The organism is Bradyrhizobium sp. CCBAU 11434 (genome assembly GCF_028128895.1).
Lineage (GTDB): Bacteria > Pseudomonadota > Alphaproteobacteria > Rhizobiales > Xanthobacteraceae > Bradyrhizobium > Bradyrhizobium zhengyangense.
The window spans coordinates 128,265-151,092 of sequence record NZ_LBJX01000002.1 but is presented as its reverse complement, the minus strand read 5'-3'; the positions used below and the strand labels follow the sequence as shown (position 1 = coordinate 151,092).

The 22,828-nt window shown below is 63.7% G+C and carries 20 protein-coding genes; 10 read left to right on the top strand and 10 right to left on the bottom strand.

The window, feature by feature from the left end; genetic code table 11:
- Window positions 1–54: 54 nt before the first annotated feature.
- Both metK and XI06_RS02900 read right to left on the bottom strand, forming a co-directional pair.
- Window positions 55–1,251 (bottom strand): methionine adenosyltransferase, encoded by a 1,197-nt coding sequence (gene metK, locus XI06_RS02905; RefSeq protein ID WP_237865050.1) that lies wholly within the window; start codon window positions 1,249–1,251, stop codon window positions 55–57.
- Window positions 1,252–1,312: 61 nt separating this feature from the next.
- A complete protein-coding gene (locus XI06_RS02900; RefSeq protein ID WP_237873255.1) occupies window positions 1,313–2,668 on the bottom strand; it encodes a hypothetical protein in 1,356 nt (451 codons plus the stop codon).
- A gap of 162 nt (window positions 2,669–2,830) precedes the next feature.
- On the opposite strand from XI06_RS02900, the gene XI06_RS02895 reads away from it, so the two are divergent.
- A complete protein-coding gene (locus XI06_RS02895) occupies window positions 2,831–4,561 on the top strand; it encodes a caspase family protein (RefSeq protein ID WP_271604649.1) in 1,731 nt (576 codons plus the stop codon).
- Between the two features lie 106 nt (window positions 4,562–4,667).
- Here the strand turns inward: XI06_RS02895 and XI06_RS02890 are convergent, their stop codons facing one another.
- From XI06_RS02890 to XI06_RS02865, 6 genes are all read right to left on the bottom strand, one after another.
- A complete protein-coding gene (locus tag XI06_RS02890; protein ID WP_271604648.1) occupies window positions 4,668–5,786 on the bottom strand; it encodes a cobalamin-independent methionine synthase II family protein in 1,119 nt (372 codons plus the stop codon).
- 22 nt (window positions 5,787–5,808) lie between these two features.
- Window positions 5,809–6,525, bottom strand: a complete 717-nt coding sequence (locus XI06_RS02885; RefSeq protein WP_237891346.1) for an ABC transporter ATP-binding protein — start codon at window positions 6,523–6,525, stop codon at window positions 5,809–5,811.
- The gene (locus tag XI06_RS02880) at window positions 6,518–7,273 is read right to left on the bottom strand and encodes an ABC transporter ATP-binding protein (protein WP_271604647.1); all 756 of its coding nucleotides are present in this window, start codon (window positions 7,271–7,273) and stop codon (window positions 6,518–6,520) included. Before XI06_RS02880 ends, XI06_RS02885 begins: the two co-directional genes overlap by 8 nt.
- Window positions 7,270–8,298, bottom strand: a complete 1,029-nt coding sequence (locus XI06_RS02875) for a branched-chain amino acid ABC transporter permease (protein WP_271604646.1) — start codon at window positions 8,296–8,298, stop codon at window positions 7,270–7,272. The genes XI06_RS02880 and XI06_RS02875 overlap by 4 nt, the downstream gene beginning before the upstream one ends.
- Window positions 8,299–8,306: 8 nt before the next feature.
- Window positions 8,307–9,176 carry a branched-chain amino acid ABC transporter permease gene (locus XI06_RS02870; protein WP_271604645.1) on the bottom strand — a complete coding sequence of 290 codons (870 nt, stop codon included), beginning with the start codon at window positions 9,174–9,176 and terminating at the stop codon, window positions 8,307–8,309.
- A 133-nt stretch (window positions 9,177–9,309) separates the two neighbouring features.
- Window positions 9,310–10,494: an ABC transporter substrate-binding protein gene (locus XI06_RS02865; protein WP_271604644.1), complete on the bottom strand. Its 1,185-nt coding sequence runs from the start codon at window positions 10,492–10,494 to the stop codon at window positions 9,310–9,312.
- 530 nt (window positions 10,495–11,024) lie between these two features.
- On the opposite strand from XI06_RS02865, the gene XI06_RS02860 reads away from it, so the two are divergent.
- Window positions 11,025–11,309, top strand: coding sequence for a hypothetical protein (locus XI06_RS02860; RefSeq protein WP_271604643.1), 285 nt, complete (start codon window positions 11,025–11,027; stop codon window positions 11,307–11,309).
- 36 nt (window positions 11,310–11,345) lie between these two features.
- Here the strand turns inward: XI06_RS02860 and purU are convergent, their stop codons facing one another.
- Window positions 11,346–12,209: a formyltetrahydrofolate deformylase gene (gene purU / locus XI06_RS02855; RefSeq protein WP_271604642.1), complete on the bottom strand. Its 864-nt coding sequence runs from the start codon at window positions 12,207–12,209 to the stop codon at window positions 11,346–11,348.
- A gap of 161 nt (window positions 12,210–12,370) precedes the next feature.
- Here purU and XI06_RS02850 point away from each other — a divergent pair, with 161 nt between their 5' ends.
- On the top strand, window positions 12,371–13,213 hold the full coding sequence (locus XI06_RS02850; RefSeq protein ID WP_271604641.1) for a uroporphyrinogen-III synthase: 843 nt from the start codon (window positions 12,371–12,373) through the stop codon (window positions 13,211–13,213).
- Window positions 13,214–13,335: 122 nt separating this feature from the next.
- The gene (locus XI06_RS02845) at window positions 13,336–14,592 is read left to right on the top strand and encodes an MFS transporter (protein WP_271604640.1); all 1,257 of its coding nucleotides are present in this window, start codon (window positions 13,336–13,338) and stop codon (window positions 14,590–14,592) included.
- On the opposite strand, the gene XI06_RS02840 is transcribed toward XI06_RS02845, so the two are convergent.
- Window positions 14,589–15,263, bottom strand: coding sequence for a Crp/Fnr family transcriptional regulator (locus XI06_RS02840; RefSeq protein WP_271604639.1), 675 nt, complete (start codon window positions 15,261–15,263; stop codon window positions 14,589–14,591). The genes XI06_RS02845 and XI06_RS02840 overlap by 4 nt on opposite strands.
- A 335-nt stretch (window positions 15,264–15,598) precedes the next feature.
- Between XI06_RS02840 and XI06_RS02835 the strand changes: the two genes are divergently transcribed.
- From XI06_RS02835 to XI06_RS02810, 6 genes are all read left to right on the top strand, one after another.
- Window positions 15,599–16,420, top strand: coding sequence for an ABC transporter ATP-binding protein (locus XI06_RS02835; RefSeq protein ID WP_271604638.1), 822 nt, complete (start codon window positions 15,599–15,601; stop codon window positions 16,418–16,420).
- Entirely contained in the window at window positions 16,417–18,348 is a 1,932-nt protein-coding gene (locus XI06_RS02830; protein ID WP_271604637.1) for a long-chain fatty acid--CoA ligase, read from the top strand. Before XI06_RS02835 ends, XI06_RS02830 begins: the two co-directional genes overlap by 4 nt.
- Window positions 18,349–18,565: 217 nt before the next feature.
- On the top strand, window positions 18,566–19,459 hold the full coding sequence (locus XI06_RS02825; protein WP_237865070.1) for a branched-chain amino acid ABC transporter permease: 894 nt from the start codon (window positions 18,566–18,568) through the stop codon (window positions 19,457–19,459).
- A 3-nt stretch (window positions 19,460–19,462) separates the two neighbouring features.
- Window positions 19,463–20,536, top strand: coding sequence for a branched-chain amino acid ABC transporter permease (locus tag XI06_RS02820; protein ID WP_271604636.1), 1,074 nt, complete (start codon window positions 19,463–19,465; stop codon window positions 20,534–20,536).
- Between the two features lie 41 nt (window positions 20,537–20,577).
- Window positions 20,578–21,861 carry an ABC transporter substrate-binding protein gene (locus XI06_RS02815; protein ID WP_271604635.1) on the top strand — a complete coding sequence of 428 codons (1,284 nt, stop codon included), beginning with the start codon at window positions 20,578–20,580 and terminating at the stop codon, window positions 21,859–21,861.
- A 127-nt stretch (window positions 21,862–21,988) separates the two neighbouring features.
- Window positions 21,989–22,828, top strand: coding sequence for an ABC transporter ATP-binding protein (locus XI06_RS02810; RefSeq protein WP_271604634.1), 840 nt, complete (start codon window positions 21,989–21,991; stop codon window positions 22,826–22,828).

Sequence of the window (22,828 nt, the reverse complement as noted above, 5' to 3'; positions counted from 1 at the left end):
CGTGAGGATTTAAGGATCCGGGTTCGCGCACGAACCCGGAATGACGCACAAGAATCAGAGCGCGCGCTTCAGCTGCTCGACGAGATCAGTCTTCTCCCAGGAGAAGCCGCCCTCGTTATCAGGCGTGCGGCCGAAATGGCCGTAGGCCGAGGTACGCGCGTAGATCGGGCGATTGAGGTCGAGATGGCTGCGGATGCCGCGCGGGGTCAGGTCCATCGCCTTGGCGGCGGCCTTCTCGAGCTGGTCCTCCGACACCTTACCGGTGCCGTGGGTGTCGATGTAGATCGACAGCGGGCGCGCCACGCCGATGGCGTAGGCGAGCTGCAGCGTGCAACGGTCGGCAAGACCGGCGGCAACGATGTTCTTGGCGACGTAGCGCGCCGCATAGGCAGCCGAACGATCGACCTTGGTCGGATCCTTGCCGGAGAACGCGCCGCCGCCGTGGGGGGCCGCACCGCCATAGGTGTCGACGATGATCTTGCGGCCGGTCAGGCCGGAGTCGCCGTCAGGGCCGCCGATGTAGAACTTGCCGGTCGGGTTGATGTGCCAGATGGTCTTCGGCGTGATCCAGTCCTTCGGCAGCGCCTCGCGCACATAGGGCTCGACGATCTCGCGGACCTGGTTCGAGGTGAGGTCCGGAACCAGATGCTGGTGCGAGACCACGATTTCGCGCACACCGACCGGCTTGCCGTTCTCGTACTGCACGGTGACCTGGCTCTTGGAGTCGGGGCCGAGCACCTTCTCCTTGCCGGAATGACGGGCCTCGGAGATGAGGCGAAGGATCTTGTGGGCGTAGAAGATCGGTGCCGGCATCAGGTCCGGGGTCTCGTTGGTGGCGTAACCGAACATGATGCCCTGGTCGCCAGCGCCTTCTTCCTTGACTTCGCCCGGCTGCAGCGCATCGACGCCCTGCGCGATATCGGCCGACTGCGGGTGCAGCAGGATCTCGATGTCGCAGGTCTTCCAGTGGAAGCCTTCCTGCTCGTAGCCGATGTCCTTAATCGCCGCGCGCACGACGCTTTCGATGTGCTCGTTGGTGACCGACTTCGGGCCGCGGGTCTCACCGGCAATCACCACCTTGTTGGTGGTCGCCAGCGTCTCGCAGGCGGCACGGATGGCCCACGGATCGATGCCGGCTTTCGGCCCTTCGCGGTAGAACAGGTCGACGATTTCATCGGAAATCCGGTCACAGACCTTGTCCGGGTGGCCTTCGGACACGGACTCACTGGTGAAGAGATAGGACGCGCGCATCAAGAAACCCCTTGTTCCACCGCTACCGGCGGACGTTTGCGATGTTTACAGTTGGATTATGTCAATCACGCCGGCGCGAGATGACGTAGGATTCGTCGAGAAACCAGAGCCCGTTGTACTTCCGCAGCACATCCCTGGCGGCATCCAGAGTGCGGCCGTTTTGAGTCATATCTGTCAACCGGTCGTCCTCAATCTGAGCGACATACACCGCCGCATTCCACGCTGCAAAGGCCGTCGAGGTCCCGATCGTACCCGTCACCTCGTTGGGCAGCGCTTCCATATCATACCTGAAGATCGAACGGTTATCCGCATAAGCATTAAAATTTAGGTCTCGGCCCAACGATCCGAGCTCATACTTAACGGCGCGCAATAGCTCATGACGGCTCACCGAGAAAGGGTTTTCTCCGGGCCAGATGGCCTGGATCATTTCCATGCCGGGATCGTGGCCATGAGAGTGGATTCCAATCAGGCGGCCGCCCGGCCGCAACGCCCGCGCCAGCGGTGCAATGATCCGCTTGGCCCGAAAATTGACCGAGGACAGGGCCCGGTATGGCTGGGATGCGATGACGAGGTCAAAATTGGCCTCGGTCTGCCCGGGCCTTGGAATGGTCGAATCGAGCAGGAATCGGTGGTCGTCGCGGTAGAGCACGAGCACGACCGGCCGCTCATAGAGCGGCATCGCCGTACGCGGGCTGATCGCGGCACGCCAATTCTGCTCCAGGAACGGCCGTAGCTCAGCGATCTGCTGCTCGAACTCGCCCGATGAGGCGCCCCTCAGCGGCACCTCGTGCCAGACGGTCGCAGCAGCCGCGGCAGGCGATGCCGGCGTGAGCCAGGGCGCCTCGGAATAGAACATGTTGGTGAAGACGAAAACCGATGCCGGGTGCTCGAAAATGCGGTCCGGCACCTTCTCGAGCGTCAGGCGCAGATCCTCGAGACTGAGCTCCTTGCCGGCCACGTAGAACGGCATGTGCGGGTAGCGCTGGTGCGTGGCGCGCAGCACGCGCGCCAGCACCGTGCCGTCACCGACCCCGGCATCGAAAATGCGCAGCGCCGGGGGCCGCGGATGGATTGTGGAAAGCTCCAGCGCCACCCGGTCGGCGACCACCCGTTTTTCACTGCAGGTGTGGACGAACAGCAGATATTTCTGCCGGTTCTCGAAGAAGCGGAAATTGCCGCGCGGATCGCGCTTTTCCGGGGGGACCTGAAGCCCCCGCGGCGGCGGCAGGCCACCGGTCGTCGATGCCGCGATATAGGCCTGGATCCGCTCCAGCGTGTCGATGGTGATGCGCTTGCCCTCGCGCAGGCGATGCACGAGCTTCCCATCGTTCACCGCCCGCCGGCCAAACGTTGATTCCGCCATGTCCGCCTTACGGCAGAACTCGGTGATTTGGCTCAGGATTTCGTCGTTCTTCATGAATGGGAGAGCGGTGGGCAGGAAAGTTGGGACCTGTCTCCTAGCAAAATCTGCCCACCGAGGGAATACCGCCGCCTGCTTTACCCCAAACCCGATGACGCGCCCGTGAACCCCAACGTGCCGCCGGACAACAAACAAGCACGTCTCCTCAAGGAATTACCCATGAGCCGCCTGCTCGTCGCGCTCGCCCTGCTCGCCGCGACCCTTTGGTCGGCACCCTGCTCCGCCCAGTCGCGCAGCCAGCTCGGGCCGCTCTGCACCACCGAGACCACGCCGGCGGACCAGATGGTCGACGCCTGCGCCAAGATCATCGCCCTGAAGGTTTTCAAGGGCGAGCAGCTCGCGACGGTTTATTTCTGGCGCGCGGTCGGCTGGAACAAGAAGGGCGACTACGCCAAGGTCATCGCCGACACCACCGAGGCGATCCGGCTGCAGCCGAGCCAGCCGGTCTACAACTTGCGGGGCTCGGCCTATTACGACAAGGGCGACTACGACATTGCCATCGCCGATTTCGACGATGCGCTGAAGCTCGGCCCGCCGAGCGCCAGCATCTTCCATAATCGCGGCAATGCCTGGCGCGGCAAGCGCGACTACGCCAAGGCGATTGCCGACTACGATGCCGCAATCAAGGCAGATCCGAAATCGGCGTTCTCGTTGCTGAACCGCGGCGTTTCGAAAGAGGCGCTCGGCGATCTCGACGGCGCGCTCGCCGACATCAACCAGGCGATCCGGCTCGATCCGACGTTGCCGCAGCCGCTGATCAGCCGCACCTCGATCTGGCGCGCCAAGGGCGAACTCGATCGCGCCATTGCCGATGGCAGCGAGGCGATCCGGCTCGCCAAGGAGAAGCCGCCCGTCAACATCATGACGCCGCCGAACAGCGTGCTGATCTCTGGCTACACCCATCGCGCCATGGCCTATGAAGCGAGAGGCGACTACGCCCACGCGCGCGAGGACTACAACGCGACGCTGGCGATCGTGGCTTCCGATGCCGTCAGCAAGGCCAATCAGGCCACCGCAAAGGTGCGGCTGTCGCTGGTAACGGACGCAGCCGCGCCGATCCCGCGCGATGCACCATCCCCGATGACGCAACCGGCGGCAGCGCCGACGCCGCAGCAGACGGGCGCGGCACCTGCACCGTCTCCTGTGCCCTCGCTTGCACCGGCCGTTCGCGGCAGCCGCATGGCGCTGGTCATCGGCAACGGTGCCTATGCGCATGTGAAGGCGCTGCCCAACCCACCCAACGACGCGCGCGCGGTCGCAAAGAGCCTGCGCGACATCGGCTTCACCGTGTCGGAGGGCATCGACCTCGACCGTGCCGCGATGCAGAAGATGACGCGCGACTTCCTGCGCGAGGCCGCACGGGCGCAGGTGGCGCTGGTCTACTATGCCGGCCATGGCGTGCAGATCGACAGCCGCAACTATCTCATTCCCGTCGACGTCGCGCTGAAGCCAGGCAGCAGCATCACCGAGGCCATGATCGACATGGACACGATCATGGCGGGCCTGGACGACCAGGTTCGCACCAACATCCTGATCTTCGATGCCTGCCGCAACAACCCGATGGCGCAGCAGGTCGCAAACGCTGGCGGAAGTCGTGGCATTGAAGGCGCCTCGGGCCTCGCTGCGCCGTCGAGCCTCGGGTCCGGTGCAACGCTAGGCGCCGGCACCCTGATCGCATTCGCGACCGCGCCGGGCCAGGTCGCGCTCGATGGCGAAGGCGCCAACTCCCCCTTCTCCGCTGCGCTGTCCCGCCATCTCAGCACGCCGGGCCTCGAAGTGCAGCAGATGCTGACGCGGGTACGGGCCGAGGTGGTCTCGACCACGAAGAACAAGCAGGTGCCGTGGTCGAACTCCTCGCTGCTGGGCGAGGTCTATCTGGCGGAGAAGTGAGGACTCGCTAGCGCGTCGTCATTCCGGGATGGTGCGAAAGCACCAGACCCGGAATCTCGAGATTCCGGGCTCGATGCTTCGCATCGCTCCGGAATGACAATACTCGTCAGTTGCCCCACACTTCCTTCGCGATTTCGACCGCAAGGCTCAGCTTGGCCCACTGCTCTTCCTCGGAGAGGATGTTGCCCTCTTCCGTCGAGGCGAAGCCGCACTGGGGCGACAGGGCGAGCTGCTCCAGGGGCGCAAACTTGGAAGCCTCTTCGAGACGACGCTTGATGTCGTCCTTCTTCTCGAGCTCGCCGAACTTCGAGGTGATGACGCCGACCACGACGACCTTGTTGCCCTTGGGCAAGAAGCGCAGCGGCTCGAAGCCGCCGGCGCGGTCGCTGTCGTATTCGAGGAAATAGCCGTCGTAATTGGTGCCGGTGAGCATGGTCTCAGCCACCGGCTCGTAGCCGCCCGAGGAAATCCAGGTCGAGCGGAAATTGCCGCGGCAAACATGCGTCGTCACCACCATGTCGGCCGGCTTCTCGGCCAGCGCGTAGTTGATGATGCGGGCGTAGATCTGCTGGAGACCGTCCGGATTGTCGCCGCGCTCGCGCGCCTTCTGCAATTCGTCGGGCGAGCAGAGATAGGCCCACACGGTGTCGTCGAACTGCAGATAGCGGCAGCCCGCGTCGTAGAACGCTTTCACGGCCTTGCGGTAGGTCTTGCCGAGATCCTCGTAGAAGGCGTCGAGATCGGGATAGACGTCCTTGGAGATCGCCTTGCGGCCGCCGCGAAAGTGCAGCACGGCTGGCGAGGGGATCGTCATCTTGGCGGTGACGTGGGCCTGGTCGGCGACCTTCTTCAGGAAAAGGAAGTGGTCGAGCATCGGATGATGGTCGGGGAAATCGAGCTTGTCGATCACCCGCACCGCGTCGTGACGGGTCTGCACGCCCGCGAACTGGATGCCGGTATCGGGGTGGAACAGCTCGCAGCCAGTGAGCTTGGCGAGGAAGTCGAAATGCCACCAGGAGCGACGGAATTCGCCGTCGGTCGCGAGCTTCAGGCCGACCGAGGCCTGCTTGTGCACGACCTTCTCGATCTCCATGTCCTCGATCTTGCGCAGATCGTCGGCCGAGATCTCGCCCTTCTCGAGTTTCGCGCGTGCCTCCTTGATCTTGGCAGGGCGCAGAAGGCTGCCGACCTCGTCGGCACGGAAGGGGGCTTTGGTTCGCTGCATTTCTTAACTCCCAAGATATTTCTTAGTGGGCCGCCGCCCCTGCGACGCCGAGGTGGCGCTCCAGGACCGACGGGTCGGCCTTCAGCGCGGCGCTCGGGGCGTCGTGGACGATCGTTCCGCGCTCCAATATCACAACACGGTCGGCGAGCCCCAGAATCTTTTGCGCGTTCTGCTCGACGATGATCGAGCAGATGCCGCCGGCCCGGGTAATGGTCCCGATCGCTTTCAGAAGCTCCTCGACGATGATGGGGGCGAGGCCCTCGGTCGGCTCGTCCAGCAGCAGGACCTTCGGGTTGAGGGTCAGCGCGCGGCCGATCGCCAGCATCTGCTGCTCGCCGCCGGAGAGCTGGTTGCCGAAATTGCTGCGCCGTTCCTTCAGCCGCGGGAACATCTCATAGACCTTCTCGACGGTCCAGGGACCGGGCTGCGCCACCGCGGTCATGTTCTCTTCCACCGTCAGCGAGCGGAAGATGTTGCGCTCCTGCGGCACCCAGCCGATGCCGGCACGCGCCCGCTGGTCGGGCCGCAAGCTCGTGACATCCGTGCCGGCGAGCGCGACCGAGCCCGAGAAACGGCGGGTGACGCCGACGATGGAGTTGATCAGCGTGGTCTTGCCGGTGCCGTTGCGTCCCAGCAGCGCCAGCACCTGCCCTTCGGCAAGGTTCAGCGTCATCTTCGGCAGCACCACCGCCTCGCCATAGCCGGCGCGAAGCTGGTCGATTGCGAGCAGGTCAGACATTGACCGCCTCCTCGCCGAGATAGACCGCCTTCACCTGTGGATCGCGCGCGACCTGTTCGGGCGGGCCTTCGGTCAGCAACGCGCCGGAGACCAGCACCGAGATGCGGTCGGCAAACGAGAACACGAGGTCCATGTCGTGCTCGATCAGCAACACGGTGACGTCGCGCGGCAGGCTGCCGACGACCGCGAGAATGTCGTGGCGCTCGCTCTCCGGCACGCCGGCGGCGGGCTCGTCGAGCAGCAGCACGCGCGGCCTGGCGGCGATCGCAACCGCGATCTCGAGAAGGCGCTGCTTGCCGTAGGGCAGCGTCACGGTCTGCTCGTTCATGACATCGAGCAGATGGAAGCGCGTCAGGAGATCGGCGATCTCGCCGTTGACGTCGCTGCGCGTGCCCATCCGACGCCACCAGTCGCCGCCATGGCCGAGGCGCTCGGAGACGGCAAGGCCGATGGTCTCGAGCGGCGTGAGATCTGGATAGAGCTGGTTGATCTGGAATGTGCGCGACAGTCCGCGCAACACGCGCCTGTGCACGGGCAGATCGGTGATGTCCTGGCCTACGAGCAGGATGCGACCCGAGTTCGGCTTGAGCACGCCGGTGAGCTGGTTGATCACAGTGGTCTTGCCGGCGCCGTTCGGACCGATCAGCGCGTGACGGGCGCCCTGCTCGATCTTGAGCGAAAGATCCCGCGTGACGCGCAGGCCACCAAAAGTCTTTTCGAGGTTCTGGGTTTCGAGCGCGATGGTCATGCGTCGCTCTCCGGCACTGATACAACCGCCTTGCGTCCCGCAATCTGTTTGATCAGCAAATTGGGCAGGAACAGCACGCCATAGTGCAGCCGCTGGCGACCAACCAGCACGATCACGACCAGCACGAGTCCGATCCAGAACTGCCAATATTGCGGGGTGATAGTGGAGAACACTTCCTGGAGCATGCGGAAGATCACCGCGCCGATCAGGCCGCCATAGAGATAGCCGGTGCCGCCGATGACGAGCACCAGCATCAGATCGGCCGAGCGATCGAATGCGAACACATCGAGCGAGGCGATCGCGGTGGTCTGGGTGAACAGCGCCCCTGCGATGCCGGCATAGAACGCCGCAAGCGTATAGATTGCGATCAGGCGGCGGTTGACGGGAATGCCGATGGCGGCGGCGCGCAGCGGGTTATTCTTGATCGCGCGCAGCGACAGGCCGAACGGGGAATGCACGATGCGGCGCGCGAGCAGGAACAGCACGAACAGCACGACCAGCGAATAGAAGAAACCGGCCTTGCCGAACATGTCGAACGGGATCTGGCCGAGGATCGGCTGCATCTCGATACCCTGCAGGCCGTCGGTGCCGCCGGTGATGTTGGAGAAGCGTTCGGCGAGCGCCTCCAGCAGCAGCGCGATGCCCAGCGTCACCATCAGGCGCGTCAGGTCGACGCCGCGGATCACCAGGAAGCTGGTGGCGAAGCCGAGCACCATCGCGGCAAGACCCGCCGCGATCAGCGCCTGCACAGGCTCGTTAATGACGCCATGAAGCGCAAGAAGTCCCGCGGCATAGGCGCCGACGCCGAAGAAGGCTGCGTGGCCGAGCGAGACGATGCCGGCATAGCCGAGGATCAGATCGAGCGACATCGCAAACAGCGCCAACCGCAGGATGTCGGTCATGATCAGATAGCGCGTGGGGAACAGGAAGCCGCAGGCGAGCACGACGAGCCAGAAGGCTGCTTCGCCATAGTGCCAGCGCGCGTGCCGCTGGGCGTGATAACCGACGTCGGAAGAAGCACTCATCGGCAAGCTCAACGCGCGGCCGTGCGGCCGAACAGGCCGTTCGGGCGCCAGATCAGGATCACGATCATCATGGTGTAGATCACGAAGGGTCCCATCTTCGGCACGTAATATTTGCCGGCGACGTCACCGATACCCAGCAGCAGCGAGGCCAGGAACGGGCCTGTGATCGAGGACGAGCCGCCGACGGTGACCACGATCAGGAAGTAGATCATGAACTTCAGCGGGAAATACGGATCGAGGCCGAGGATCTCCGCGCTCAGCGCGCCGCCGAGGCCGGCAAGGCCGCATCCGAACGCAAACGTGAAGGCGAACACCTGCGGCACATTGATGCCGAGACCGCTGGCGGCGCGGGGATCATCGACCGCGGCGCGCAGACGGCTGCCGAAGCGGGTCTTGGCCAGCACCATCTGCAGACCGATCGTGAGCAGGCCGCAGATCACGATGATCATCAGCCGGTAGCGGCCGATGCCGACCCCGAGCACATCGAACTGGCCCTGCAGCGCCGCCGGCAGATTGATGAAGACACGGGAGGAGCCCTGGATGTAGTCCACGGCCGCGACCGACATGAATGTCAGGCCGATCGTGAACAGCACCTGGTCGAGATGGCTGCGTGCATAGAGGTGGCGATAAAGCGTGCGCTCGAGCACGATGCCGATCACCGCGGACGAGACGAAGGCGAGCGGCAATGCCGCGAAGAACGGCCAGCCGTGCTGGTTCACCAGCAGCATGCAGACATAGCCGCCGGCCATGGCGAAGGCGCCGTGGGCGAGATTGACGAAGTTCATCAGGCCGAGCGTGACCGCGAGCCCGCAGGCGAGCACGAACAGCAGCATGCCGTAGGCCACGCCATCGAACAGGTTGGTGAGGATTGAGGTCATCGAATGTGGATCGATCCTGATAGGCGCTCGTCATTCCGGGGCAGCGCACAGCGCTGACCCCGGAATCCGTTTCATCAATTTCGAGATCCCGGGTTCGCGCTAAGCGCGCCCCGGGATGGCCCGCGTTCGCGGATCACTTCTTGGTCTTGCCGAGGTCCTTGACGGCCTCGAAGACCTGGAACTCGACATTATAGAGCTCCCCGTCAGACTTCGACCTTGCGACCCTGCGGATATAGATATTCTGGACGATGTCGCGGGTCTCCGGATCGATCGAGATCGGGCCGCGCGGGCTTTCCCACTTCTGCCCCTTCATGGCCTCGACCAGCTTGGTGCCGTCGGTATCGCCACCCGTCTTCTTCAGCGCTTCGTAGATGAGGTGGATGCCGTCATAGCCGCTCACCGCCATGAAGCCGGGACGGTTGTTGAAGGCCTTCTTGTACGCTGCCACGAAGTCCTTGTTCATCTGCGAGGGATGGGCCGCGGAATAGAGATGTGCGGTCACGGTGCCGATCACCGCGTCGCCCATATTGTTGAGGAGATCGTCATCGGTGACGTCGCCCGGCCCGATCACCTTGATGCCGGCCTTGTCGAGACCGCGCTCGGCATATTGCTTCATGAAATTGCCGCCCTGGCCCGCCGGCACGAACACGAAGATCGCGTCGGGTTTGGCATCCTTCATGCGCTGGAGGAAGGGCGCGAAGTCAGGATTTTGCAGGGGCACCTTGACCTCTTCGACCACCTCGCCGCCACCGGCAGTGAAATTCTGCTTGAAGAAGTTCAGCGCATCGTTGCCGGGCGCGTAGTCGGAGGTCAGCGTCGCCACTTTCTTGATGCCGTTCTGCACCGCCCAGTCGCCGATGATGGTCGAGGACTGCGCAAGCGTGAAGCTCGTGCGCACGATATAGGGCGAGCGCTCGGTGATGATGGAGGTGCCGGCCGCCATCACGATTTCCGGAATCTTCGCTTGCGTTGCGAGTGGCGCCGCGGCGAGCGCCGCCGGCGTGACGCCGAAGCCGGCGATGAAGTTTACCTTGTCGTTGACGATCAGTTCCTGCGCGGCGGTCTTGGTCTTGTCCGGGATCGCCGCATCGTCCTTGAGGATGATCTCGACCTTCTTGCCGGCGACGGTGTCGCCGTTCTGCTGCATGTAGAGCTTGATCGCGTTCTCGATCTGCTTGCCGGTCGAGGCCTGGCCGCCGGTCATCGGCAGGATCAGGCCGACCTTGACGGTGTCTTCCGCCTTGGCCGGTGCAAGGCCCGCAAGGCCCGCGACGGCGGCAATGGCTGCCGCCCGAGAAAACGTTTTGCGTTCGAACATCAGATGTCCCTCCCCTTCATTCCTGGTCTTCTGTGCGGTGGACCGATTGCCTCGGTCCTTGCCTGACTTTAACCCACGCACGAGCGATATCGCGCGCCACATGGCGTCTTTCGCGCCCTCATTGTCAATCGGACGTTTGGCGACCATTCCGCGCAATGCCCGCGCGTTCGGTTAACCAACATTGGAAAGCGATGTCGCGGTAACGTCGGGGTAACCCGAGCCCCGAGTTCGCTCCATTTGCATTTGTACGATTGTACAAATGAAATGGAGCTGTCAACGAAAAAGCCCTCGCGCCGGCCAAGCAGATTGTCGCGAGCCGACCGCCGCAGTCTAGGAATGCGTCCGCTGGCGTGGATGGAGGATTTCGCCTTTCATTTGCAGAATCCAGACATCGGGGAGAGCCGCCCTGCGATATCAAGGTATTTTTATACCTATCTCGAATAAGCCTATTTTACCTTGTTGAAGGCTACCGTTCCGATAGCGCCACTCGTCCGGCGCCCGGTCTCTCGTCCCGATTGCAGCACCCGACTATGCCCACACGTTTCCGTTCCATCGTCTCCCTGCTCGCGCTCGCCACGGGCCTGTCCGGCTGCGGCACGGTCAACGAAAAGCTTTCGGCCGGCATGGGCGATTACATCCCGCAATGGGCCGGCGGCCTGCCGGCGGATGCCCCGCCCCGGCCGGGCACACCGCGATACGACGCCTACATGAAGGAGCGCGAACGCAAGCGTCTGATGCCCGCAGCGGATCGCGATAAGGAAGAGCAGGCGCAGAAGGGCGCGACCGGGTCCACATCGGGCGACGCGGTGCACTGAGGAACCAGCTCCCCCGCCCCGCGAGGTGAAGAGCCATCAATCCACGAACACCACGGTCTTGCGGCCGTTGAGGATAACACGGTCGTCGAGGTGATAGCGGATCGCGCGCGCCAGCACGCGGCGCTCGATATCGCGTCCCTTGCGAACGAGATCCTCAGGCGTGTCGCGATGACTGATGCGCTCGACGTCCTGGTCGATGATCGGACCTTCGTCGAGATCGCGCGTGACGTAGTGGGCCGTGGCGCCGATCAGCTTCACGCCGCGCTCATGGGCCTGGTGATAGGGCTTTGCGCCCTTGAAGCCCGGCAGGAACGAGTGGTGGATGTTGATGCAGCGGCCGGACAGCTTGGCCGACAGATCATCCGACAGGATCTGCATGTAGCGGGCGAGCACCACGAGATCGGTCCCGGTCCTGGCGACGAGATCGAGGATCTGCGCCTCCTGCTCGCGCTTGGTCTCCCTGGTGACAGGCAGATAGTGGAACGGGATCTCGCCGAAATCGAGCCCGGCATAGACCTCGCGCGGATGATTGGAGACGATCGCGGCCAAGGTCATCGGCAATTCGCCGGTGCGCCAGCGATAGAGGATATCGACCAGGCAATGGTCGGACTTCGACACCAGCAGCATCACCTTGCGATGCGCGGCGCGGTCGCGCATCTGCCACTCCATGCCGAAGCGCTCGGCGATCGCGGCAAATCCGGTCTGCAGCGCGGCCAGTTCCACGGCGAGATCGGCCGCGGTGAACACCACGCGCATGAAGAATTTCTTGGTCTCGACGTCGTCGAACTGCTGGGCATCGAGAATATTCTGTCCGGAGTTCGCCAGAAAGGTCGACACCGCCGAGACGATGCCGGGGCGATCCGGACAGGACAGGGTCAGAACGTATTGATGATCGGGCATGGCTGTTGAAGAGATGGCTCTTGACGAAGGTTTGGGCAGCGGTGCGCGGAACGACCCGCGATTTGCGCCCTGCTCTAGCACTGAGGCGCCCCTTGCGCCAATCCCGACGACGGAGTCAGGATGAACGGACGATTGCGATTTGGACTGACCGGAGCACGCCCATGGCCGACCGATTGAACGGCACCCGCATCCTGATCCTGGAGACCCGCGAGGAGGCGCAGTTCTCAAAACTCCTGGCCGAGCAAGGCGCCGAGGTCGTGCAATGTCCGATGTTCACCATCCAGGATGCGCTGGACCCGGCTCCGGTCGAAGCCTGGATCCGCCGCGCCATCGACAAGCCGTTCGACGACCTCGTGCTGATGACCGGCGAAGGCCTGCGGCGGATCATGAAGCTCGCGCGCACGCGCGGGCTCGACCAGGCTTTTGTCGCAGCGCTAGCGAAATCGCAAAAATTCACCCGCGGGCCGAAGCCCGGCAAGGCGCTGCGCGAAATCTCGCTCGAGGCGCAGCAGACCACGGAGAGGCCGACCACCGAGGGCGTGATCGAGATGCTGGGCAAGCTCGATTTGGAAGGGCATCGCCTCGGCCTCCAGCTTTATCCTGACAAGGACCACAGCGCGCTGGCCGGTGCGCTATCAGCGCAAGGTGCAGAGGTCGATACGGTGCTGCCCTATGCCTATGACTCCAAGGCTGCGGACGCCAATATCGTTGCCGCCATCGACGAGATGGCCGAGGGACGAATCGATTCCATCGCGTTGACCAATCTCGGCCAGGTCCGCCGGCTGATCGAGGCCGCCAAGGCGCATGGCAGCGAGGCGAAGCTGCGCACGGGATTTGAGCGGACACTGATCGCCTCCGTCGGACCGGCCGTCTCCGGCGAACTTGCCGCGCATGGTTTGCGCACCGACGTATCGCCTGCCGATGAAGCCTTCTTCATGCGCCCGCTGATCTCGGCGATGGCCGTGGCGCTGTCCGAGCGGAAGCAGCAGGCCGCAGCGAGGTAGAAGCCGAGCGCGGGGCGGCCCGCGGTGGCCGCGATTGACACGAGCATTGCCAGCGCTAGTTTGCCCGGCAGCAAGAAGAAACAATATAGGCAGGGAATCGCCGTGACACGCGTCATCGCGTTGTGAGCGCAGCCGCACGGCGCTCGGCGCTCGCACCATTCCGCATCCGCAACTATCGCTTTCAGTGGCCGTCGGATCTGCTCACCTCCTGGGCGTTCGAGATCGAGACGCTGGTGCTCGGCTGGTACATCCTGGTCGAAACAGGCTCGGTGCTGTTGCTGACCGTTCTCGCCTCGCTGCAATATGTCGGAACGCTGATCGCTCCGGTGCTCGGGATGGTCGGTGATCGCATGGGTCACCGCGATCTTCTTGTCGTGCTGCGTCTCACCTATACGGTGCTCGCCTCGACCATCATGGTGCTGGCGCTGACCGGTCATCTCGCGCCGCTCAAGGTGATGATCATCGTGACGATCATGGGCCTGATCCGCTCCTCGGATCTCGGCCTTCGCAGCGCGCTGCTCGCCGACATCATGCCGGCCGAGTTGCTGGTGGGGGCGATCAGCCTGTCACGCACGACCCAGGACAGCGCGCGCATCGCCGGCGCACTGACGGGAGCCGGACTGTTCGCCACCTTCGGCATCGGCAAGGTCTATGTGGTGATTGCCTGCCTCTATGTCGTGGCCGCCGGTCTGATGTTCTGCCTGACCAGGCCGCCGAAATCCGCCGAGCATCGCCTGGTGGAAAGCCATTCCGGCTCGCGGCTGCTGCGCGATCTCAGGGAAGGCCTCGTCTATTCCTGGAACGGGCCTGCCATGCTGGCCGCGCTTTGCGTCGCATTTCTGGCCAATCTCACCGCATTTCCGTTGACGAACGGGCTGCTGCCCTACATCGCGCGAGATATCTTTCATACCGACCAGACCGGCCTCGGCTATCTCTCGGCAAGCTTCGCGCTGGGCTCTCTGATCGGCTCCATCACGCTCAGTCTGGTCAGCGGCCTGCGCATCGCCCGGCTTCTGATCGGCGCGACCCTCGCCTGGTACACGCTGCTGCTTGTGTTCGTCGAAATCAGGACCATACAAGTGGCGATGGCCTGCCTGGTGCTGGCCGGCATCGCCCAGAGCATGTCGATGATCTCGGCAGCCGTCATCCTGATGCGGACGGCCAGCGCGCATCTGCGCGGCCGCGTGATGGGGGTGCGCATGATGGTGATCTACGGTCTGCCGATCGGATTGCTCGCCGCCGGCAGCCTGATCGACCTCATCGGCTATTCTGCGACGGGGTCGCTCTATGCCGCCGCGGGCTTCATCGCGATGCTGGCGATCGCCGTCCGCTGGCGCGCCGACCTCTGGCCGGTGCACGCGCCCGCCAATGCGCGCTAGTCCCCATACCCGCGCAGCCGCTCGACATTGAGGATGGTGACGCCGCCGTACTCCAGGCGCAGCAGGCCCTCCTTCTCCAGACGGTTCAGCGCTCGGTTGGCATTCTGGCGCGACATGCCGGAGAGCGCCCCGATCTCTTCCTGGGTGATCTCCAGATGCGCAGTCGATTCCGGATAGAGGATCGGGTTGAACAGCGAGGCAATGCTGCGGGCGAGGCGCGAGGTCGCATCCAGCGTGCGGTTGACCTCGAGCATGCCGATGAACTGGCCCAGGCGTTCATTGAGCTGGCGCACCAGGAAGCGGTTGAAGCCGACGCTGTTCTCGAACAGCCACATGAAGGCGGAGCGCTCCATCAGAGCGACGCGGCTGTCGCGTAGCGCCACCACGTCGTAGCGGCGCAGCTCGTTCTTGAGCACGCTGCCTTCGCCGAACCAGGCGCCTGCCGTGAGCCCGGCAAGGCTGGTCTCCTTGCCGTCGCGCGACACCCCGCCCATCCGGGCGAGGCCACTCACCATACCCGCCCAATAGTCAAATTTGTCGCCGCGCATGAACACGGTCTCGCCGGTGCCGTAGGACCGTTCGCTGATCCCTGCGCGGGCGACTTCGATCTCCTCTGGCGTGAGCTCGCGCGACCAGGCGGCGACGCGCCGCAGTTGATCCTCTGAAATCATGATCGAGAGGCCAGTCGCACCGCTTCGTCACTCCATCCTTCTGTTGCATTGCAACATGATCGTGCCGGCCACCATCCTACGAAAGAAGGAGACCGCGGCCGCCCGAAAAACTTTGTCGCAGAATTGTCAGGCCGGAGACATTTCAAAATAGCGCTTTCCCCTAATGAGGACCACCTTGGGCGATGCGGCTTTTGATCCCAAACGGGCGAAAGCGGTGCGGGTCCGGTCGGGACCATGTGCTGCATGGCCTCACTGGGACGACCGTACTAGGATTGCTCGGGATGAGCCGACGAAGAGCGCCACTGAATGCGCCATCACCGGGAGGGATTTGTTTGGTGGCTACCAGTCTCGAAGTGCGCGGCGTGTCCTTGCGGTTCGGCGGCGTTCGCGCGCTGACCGACGTCAGCTTCGCCATTAACGAGGGTGAGCTGTTCTCGATCATCGGCCCCAACGGCGCCGGCAAGACCTCGATCGTGAATTGTATTTCCGGCCGCTATAAGCCGACCGAAGGCCATCTGTTCTATCAGGGGCGCGACATCACGGGGCTGACGCCGAATGCGCGCCCCAAGCTCGGCATCGGCCGCACCTTCCAGAACCTGGCGCTGTTCCACCACATGAGCGTACTCGACAACATCATGGTCGGGCGCCATCACCTCTTGAAGAACAACTTCCTCACCGGTTCACTGTACTGGCTGACCGGCGCGCGCAAGGAAGAGCTCGAACATCGCCGCAAGGTCGAGGAGATCATCGACTTCCTCGACCTCCAGTCGGTGCGCAAGGCCACCGCCGGCACCCTCTCCTACGGCCTTCGCAAGCGTGTCGAGCTCGCCCGCGCCATGGCGCTGGAGCCGCGCCTCATCCTCCTCGACGAGCCGATGGCCGGCATGAATTTCGAGGAGAAGGAGGACATGGCCCGCTATATCGTCGACCTCAACGAGGAGTTCGGCATGACGGTGGTGATGATCGAGCACGACATGGGCGTGGTGATGGACATCTCCCACCGCGTCATGGTGCTGGATTTCGGCCGCAAGATCGCCGAAGGCGATCCCGCCGCCGTGCTCGCCGATCCTCACGTCAAGCGCGCCTATCTCGGCGAAGAGGACGAGGCGCTGGTCGACCCCGACGATGCGCCGCCGGCGCAGGAGAGCGCGGCATGATGGATTACGCAGCCCGCGTCGCTCAGGCCGACACTTACCCGAAGATGCTCCGGCTTAATGCCAAAGAGCATGGCAACGAGATCGCGCTCCGCGAAAAGGATCTCGGCCTCTGGCGCCCCTTCACCTGGAACGACTACCAGACCCGCGTGTGCGACTTCGCACTCGGCCTGATCCAGCTCGGCCTGGGCCGCGGCGACGTCATCGGCATCATCGGCGACAACCGGCCGGACTGGGTTGCGGCGGAAGTGGCCACCCATGCGATCGGCGGACTGAGCCTCGGGCTCTATCGCGACGTTCTCGACGAAGAAGCGTCCTATCTCCTCAATTATGGCGAAGCGCAGCTCGTCTTCGCCGAGGACGAGGAGCAGGTCGACAAGCTGCTGGCCCTGGCCGAGCGCGTGCCTGATCTCAAGCACATCATCTATTCCGACCCGCGCGGCATGCGGAAATATGACGACCCGCGCCTGATGTCGGCGGAGAAATTCGCCGAACTCGGCCGTGCCCGCGCAACCCGCGAGCCGGAGCTCTACGACAAGCTCGTCGATGCCACCAAGGGCGAAGACGTCGCGATCCTCTGCACGACGTCGGGCACCACGTCGCATCCAAAGCTCGCGATGCTCGCCGCCGGCCGCGTGCTCGGCCATTGCGCGACCTATCTCGCCTTCGATCCGAAGGGACCCGACGACGAATATGTCTCGGTGCTGCCGCTGCCCTGGATCATGGAACAGGTCTATGTGCTCGGCAAAGGCCTGCTCTGCCGGATGAAGATCAACTTCGTCGAAGAGCCGGATACGATGATGAACGATCTGCGCGAGATCGCGCCGACGTTCGTGCTGTTCGCGCCCCGTGTCTGGGAATCGATCGCCGCCGATGTCCGCGCCAAGGTGATGGATGCGACGCCGTTCAAGCAGCGTCTGTTCGATATCGGCATGAACAGTGGCCTCGCTGCACTCGAACAGGGCAAGCGCTCCGGCTTTGCCGATGCGATCCTGTTCCGTGCGCTGCGCGATCGGCTCGGCTTCACGCGCCTACGCTCGGCGGCGACGGGCGGCGCGGCGCTCGGGCCTGATACCTTCAAGTTCTTCCAGGCCATGGGCGTGCCGCTGCGCACTCTCTACGGCCAGACGGAATTGCTCGGGGCCTACACGCTGCACCCCGAGGGCAAGGTCGACCCCGACACGACGGGCGTGCCGATGGCCGACAATGTCGAGATCCGCATCGACAATGCCGACGTCCACGGCGTCGGCGAGATCGTGGTGCGGCACCCCAACATGTTCCTCGGCTATTACAAGAACCCGGAAGCGAGCGTCGCCGACATCAGGGACGGGTGGATGCTCTCGGGCGATGCCGGCTACTTCAACGCCGACCGCCAGCTCGTCGTCATCGACCGCATCAAGGATCTCGCCGAGACCTCGCGCGGCGAGCGCTTCTCGCCGCAATTCATCGAGAACAAGCTGAAATTCTCGCCCTATATCGCCGAAGCCGTGGTGCTGGGCGCCGGCCGCGACGCGCTCGCGGCGATGATCTGTATCCGCTACTCCATCATCTCGAAATGGGCGGAGAAGAACCGGCTCTCCTTCACGACCTACAGCGACCTCGCCTCGCGTCCCGAGGTCTATGCCCTGCTGCAGAAGGAAGTCGAGACGGTGAACGCCACGCTGCCTTCGGCGCAGCGCATCTCGCGCTTCCTCTTGCTCTACAAGGAGCTCGACGCCGACGACGGCGAGCTCACCCGCACCCGAAAGGTACGCCGCGGCGTCATCAACGAGAAATACGCCGGGATCATCGACGCCATCTACCGCGGCGACGCCAACATCCCCGTCGACACCGTGATCCGCTTCCAGGACGGCACCACGCAACGCGTGCGCACGACGTTGCGTGTGGTGGACCTCGGCGGCCGCGACCCCATCGCGGAGGCTGCGGAATGACGTCGTTCTCGGAGAATGCACTGTCAGTCGATGCGCCCTCTCCCCCTGCGGGAGAGGGCATCACCGCCATCAGCCACACCCTCATTGGGGTGAGGGGTCCTCTCTCCGCACCGTCACTGCCGAGACAACCCCTCACCCGTCTTCGCTTCGCGAAGCCACCCTCTCCCACAAGGGGAGAGGGGAAGAGTGCGCCGGATTTGTCAGCGGGCATCCCAGCATGAACACCGCCTTCCTCATTCAGCTCCTGGTCAACGGTCTCGTGGTCGGCACGCTCTATGGCGTGGTCGCGATGTCGTTCGTGCTGATTTATAAAGCCACCCAGGTCGTCAACTTTGCGCAAGGTGAACTGCTGCTGGTCGGCGCCTGGGTGTGCTGGGCGCTGCTCGCCAAATATCAGGTGCCGTTCTGGATCGGCATGCCGATGACGCTGGTGTTCATGTTCGTTTTCGGCATCGCGATCCAGGTCCTCATCCTGCGGCCGATGATCGGCGAGCCGATCATCTCGGTGATCATGGTGACGATCGGCCTCTCCACCGTGCTCCAGGCGACGCTGAAATGGATGTTCGGCGTCAATCCGCAGCCGTTCCCGCGCGTGTTCGAGAGCCAGTCCGTCGGCCTGTTCGGCCTCCAGATCCAGACCGTCTATGTCATGAGCCTCGTCGTCTCGCTCGCGATGATGATCGGCATGGCCTGGTTCTTCCGTGCCTCGAAATATGGTCTTGCGATGCGGGCCACCGCGTTCAACCAGCAGGTGGCGCAGTCGCTCGGCATTTCCGTCAAGAGCGTGTTCGCGATGGCCTGGGCGATCTCGGCGACCGTGTCGGCGGTCGCAGGCGTGGTGGTCGCCGTGGTGAACGGTGTGTCGTCGGGCCTTGCCGCCTACGGCATCAAAGTGTTTCCGGCGGCGATCCTCGGCGGGCTCGACTCCGTCGGCGGCGCGGTGCTCGGCGGCATCATCATCGGCCTGCTCGAGAACATCGCGCAATATGTCGACAGCCAGTACCTGCATTGGGGCAATCTCTACGAGATCGCACCGTTCTACGTCCTCATCATCGTGCTGATGATCAAGCCTTACGGTCTGTTCGGCACCCACGACATCGAGCGGATCTGATCCATGGCCGGCCCTGCCCTCATCCCCGCTGGTGATTTCCGCACCTCCTATGCGGCCGACACTACGATCTTCCCGACCACGACCAGCCGCAACTTCGCGATTGTTGGCGTGCTGTTGCTCTGCCTCTTGCCGCAATTTCTCAGCGGCTATTGGCTGAGCATCCTGATCCAGATCGGCATCTTTTCGATCGCCGCGCTGGGGCTGAACATCCTCGTTGGCTTCACCGGCCAGATCTCGATCGGCCACGCCGCCTTCTTCCTGCTCGGAGCCTTCACTTCGGCCTACATCTCCAACAACACGCCGATCCCGGTGTTCTTCGCGATCCCGCTCGCCGGTGTCGTCACCGCGCTGGTCGGGCTGATCTTCGGCATCCCGGCGGCGCGGCTGAAGGGGCTCTACCTCGTCATTGCGACGCTGGCCGCGCAGTACATCCTGCTCGACTTCTTCTCCCGCGCCGAATGGTTCTCGGGCGGCTCCGTGCCGGCGAGCGCAAATCCATTCTCGATCTTCAGCTACACGCTGCGCGGCGATAAGCAGTATTTCTACGTCGTGCTGGCCTATGTACTCGCGAGCTACATCCTCGTCACCAATCTGATGCGCACACGCGACGGCCGCGCGCTGGTGGCGATCCGCGACCATTATCTCTCGGCAGAGATCATGGGCATCAGCCTCACCAAATACCGCACGCTGTCGTTTGGCCTCGCCGCCTTCTTCGCCGGAATCGCCGGCGCGCTCTATGCGCATTACCAGCTCGTCGTGTCACAGGAAGGTTTCGGCATCGAGCGCTCGATCCTGTTCCTCGCCATGATCATCATCGGCGGCACCGGCTCGATCATGGGCACGCTGATGGGCACCGCCTTCGTGGTGCTGCTGCCGGAGTCGATGGAATTCATCAGCCTGTCCCTGAAAGGCGGCGCGATCGACCAGGCGCTGTCGCTCAACAACAACATCACCTTCCTGCGCGAAATCGCGATCGGGGTGATCATCATCGCATTCCTGATGTTCGAGCCTGACGGACTCGCGCATCGCTGGCGACAGATCAAGGCGTACTGGAAACTCTACCCGTTCTCGTATTGAGCGCGGCTATCTCAACAACCAAAAACAGGAGGAAACGATCAATGAAGACAAAAGCCTTTTTGAGCACCGCCGCACTCGCACTGGCGATCACCTCATTTGCGGCAAGCGCGCAGGCGCAGATCGCGATCGGCCATCTCGAGGACCGCTCGGGCGGCACCGCCGACGTCGGCACCCCGTTCGGTCAGGCCGTTGCCGACACCTTCGCCTGGGTCAACAAGAATGGCGGCGTCGGCGGCAAGCAGCTCAACGTCGACACCAACGACTACGGCTACCAGGTGCCTCGCGCGATCGCGCTCTACAAGAAATGGTCGGCACCGGACAGCAAGGTCGCAGCCATCATGGGCTGGGGCACGGCGGACACCGAAGCGCTCACCGGCTTCCTCGCCCAGGACAAGATCCCTGATATGTCAGGCTCCTACGCCGCAGCCCTGACGGACCCTGAGGGCAGCAGCGGCAAGGCCAAGCCTGCGCCCTACAATTTTTTCTATGGCCCGACCTATTCGGACGCGCTGCGCGCGATGCTGATGTGGGCAGCCGAGGACTGGAAGGCGAAGGGCAAGCCGGGCAAGCCAAAATACGTGCATATGGGCGCCAACCATCCCTACCCCAACGCGCCGAAGGCCGCCGGCGAAGCGCTGGCCACCGAACTCGGCTTCGAGGTGCTGCCGCCGCTGGTGTTCGCGCTCAGCCCCGGCGACTACAGCAGCCAGTGCCTGAGCCTGAAGAGCTCCGGTGCGAACTATGCCTATCTCGGCAACACACCCCAATCCAACGTGTCGGTGCTGAAAGCCTGCAAGGCGGCGAACGTGGACGTTCAGTTCCTCGGCAACGTCTGGGGCATGGATGAGAGCGGCGCCAAGGCCGCCGGCGATGCTGCCGATGGCGTGGTGTTTCCGCTCCGCACGGCAGTGAGCTGGGGCGGAGATGCGCCCGGCATGAAGACGGTGATGGAAATCTCCAAGATGTCGGATCCCACCGGCAAGATCTACCGCCCCGTGCACTACGTCGCGGCCGTCTGCTCGGCGCTTTACATGAAGGAGGCGCTCGACTGGGCGGCCAAGAACGGCGGTGCCACCGGCGAGAACGTCGCCAAGGGCTTCTACCAGAAGAAGGACTGGGTGCCATCAGGGATGGAAGGCGTCTGTAATCCCTCGACTTGGACCGAGAAGGACCATCGCGGGACCATGAAGGTCGATCTCTATCGCACGAAGGTGTCGGGCGCGACCGATGGCGACATCAACGACCTGATGGGCAAGGGCACGATCAAGCTGGAGAAGGTCAAGTCGGTCGAGCTGCCGCGCAAGCCGGAATGGTTCGGCTGGTGAGCGCCTGATCCGTTCGTCGTTCCGGGGCGCCTCGACGAGGCGAACCCGGAACCTCGAGATTCTGGGTTCGGTCCTGCGGACCGGCCCGGAATGACTGGATTGAAGCTGTGACGACAGCGGAGACAATATGACCGACACCCTCGAAGCATCTCGCGCCAAGCCGACCGCGGTGGCTCCGGCGCCCCTCCTCGCCGTGCGCAACATCGAGGTCGTCTATGATGACGTCATCCTGGTGTTGCGCGGCCTCAGCCTTGACGTGCCCAAGGGCGCGATCGTCGCGCTGCTCGGGGCCAATGGTGCCGGCAAGTCGACGACGCTGAAGGCGATCTCGGGTCTGCTCAAGACCGAGGACGGCGAGGTCACGCGCGGCGAGATCCTGTTCGAGGGCGAGGCCATCGCCGGCATCGATCCCGACAAGATCGTCCGCCGCGGCATTTTCCAGGTGATGGAGGGCCGGCGCATCGTTGCCGACATGACGTCGCTGGAAAACCTCAGGCTCGGCGCCTTCACCCGCCGGGATCGCGAGGTCGATGCCGACCTCGACATGGTCTTCAAATATTTCCCGCGCCTGAAGGAGCGCACGGGCCTTGCCGGCTATCTCTCCGGTGGCGAGCAACAGATGTTGGCGATCGGCCGCGCGCTGATGGCGCGCCCGAAGATGATCTTGATGGACGAGCCGTCGATGGGCCTGTCGCCGCTGCTGGTGAAGGAGGTTTTCTCTATTATCCAGAAGATCAACCGCGACCTCGGCGTCACCATCCTGCTGGTCGAACAGAACGCGCGCGCCGCGCTGTCGGTGGCAAGCCACGGCTACATCATGGAGCAGGGCAAGGTCGTGCTCGACGGCACCGCGGACGAATTGCGCGACAACGAGGACGTCAAGGAATTCTATCTCGGCGGCGCCGGCGACCAGCGCAAGAGCTTCAAGAACCTCAAGAGCTTCAAGCGGCGCAAACGGTGGCTGTGA

Bases quoted from the DNA above. Each gene is read 5' to 3' on its own strand.
- metK (WP_237865050.1), bottom strand. From the start codon at position 1,251: ATGCGCGCGTCCTATCTCTTCACCAGTGAGTCCGTGTCCGAAGGCCAC.
- XI06_RS02900 (WP_237873255.1), bottom strand. From the start codon at position 2,668: ATGAAGAACGACGAAATCCTGAGCCAAATCACCGAGTTCTGCCGTAAG.
- XI06_RS02895 (WP_271604649.1), top strand. From the start codon at position 2,831: ATGAGCCGCCTGCTCGTCGCGCTCGCCCTGCTCGCCGCGACCCTTTGG.
- XI06_RS02890 (WP_271604648.1), bottom strand. From the start codon at position 5,786: ATGCAGCGAACCAAAGCCCCCTTCCGTGCCGACGAGGTCGGCAGCCTT.
- XI06_RS02885 (WP_237891346.1), bottom strand. From the start codon at position 6,525: ATGTCTGACCTGCTCGCAATCGACCAGCTTCGCGCCGGCTATGGCGAG.
- XI06_RS02880 (WP_271604647.1), bottom strand. From the start codon at position 7,273: ATGACCATCGCGCTCGAAACCCAGAACCTCGAAAAGACTTTTGGTGGC.
- XI06_RS02875 (WP_271604646.1), bottom strand. From the start codon at position 8,298: ATGAGTGCTTCTTCCGACGTCGGTTATCACGCCCAGCGGCACGCGCGC.
- XI06_RS02870 (WP_271604645.1), bottom strand. From the start codon at position 9,176: ATGACCTCAATCCTCACCAACCTGTTCGATGGCGTGGCCTACGGCATG.
- XI06_RS02865 (WP_271604644.1), bottom strand. From the start codon at position 10,494: ATGTTCGAACGCAAAACGTTTTCTCGGGCGGCAGCCATTGCCGCCGTC.
- XI06_RS02860 (WP_271604643.1), top strand. From the start codon at position 11,025: ATGCCCACACGTTTCCGTTCCATCGTCTCCCTGCTCGCGCTCGCCACG.
- purU (WP_271604642.1), bottom strand. From the start codon at position 12,209: ATGCCCGATCATCAATACGTTCTGACCCTGTCCTGTCCGGATCGCCCC.
- XI06_RS02850 (WP_271604641.1), top strand. From the start codon at position 12,371: ATGGCCGACCGATTGAACGGCACCCGCATCCTGATCCTGGAGACCCGC.
- XI06_RS02840 (WP_271604639.1), bottom strand. From the start codon at position 15,263: ATGATTTCAGAGGATCAACTGCGGCGCGTCGCCGCCTGGTCGCGCGAG.
- XI06_RS02830 (WP_271604637.1), top strand. From the start codon at position 16,417: ATGATGGATTACGCAGCCCGCGTCGCTCAGGCCGACACTTACCCGAAG.
- XI06_RS02825 (WP_237865070.1), top strand. From the start codon at position 18,566: ATGAACACCGCCTTCCTCATTCAGCTCCTGGTCAACGGTCTCGTGGTC.
- XI06_RS02820 (WP_271604636.1), top strand. From the start codon at position 19,463: ATGGCCGGCCCTGCCCTCATCCCCGCTGGTGATTTCCGCACCTCCTAT.
- XI06_RS02815 (WP_271604635.1), top strand. From the start codon at position 20,578: ATGAAGACAAAAGCCTTTTTGAGCACCGCCGCACTCGCACTGGCGATC.
- XI06_RS02810 (WP_271604634.1), top strand. From the start codon at position 21,989: ATGACCGACACCCTCGAAGCATCTCGCGCCAAGCCGACCGCGGTGGCT.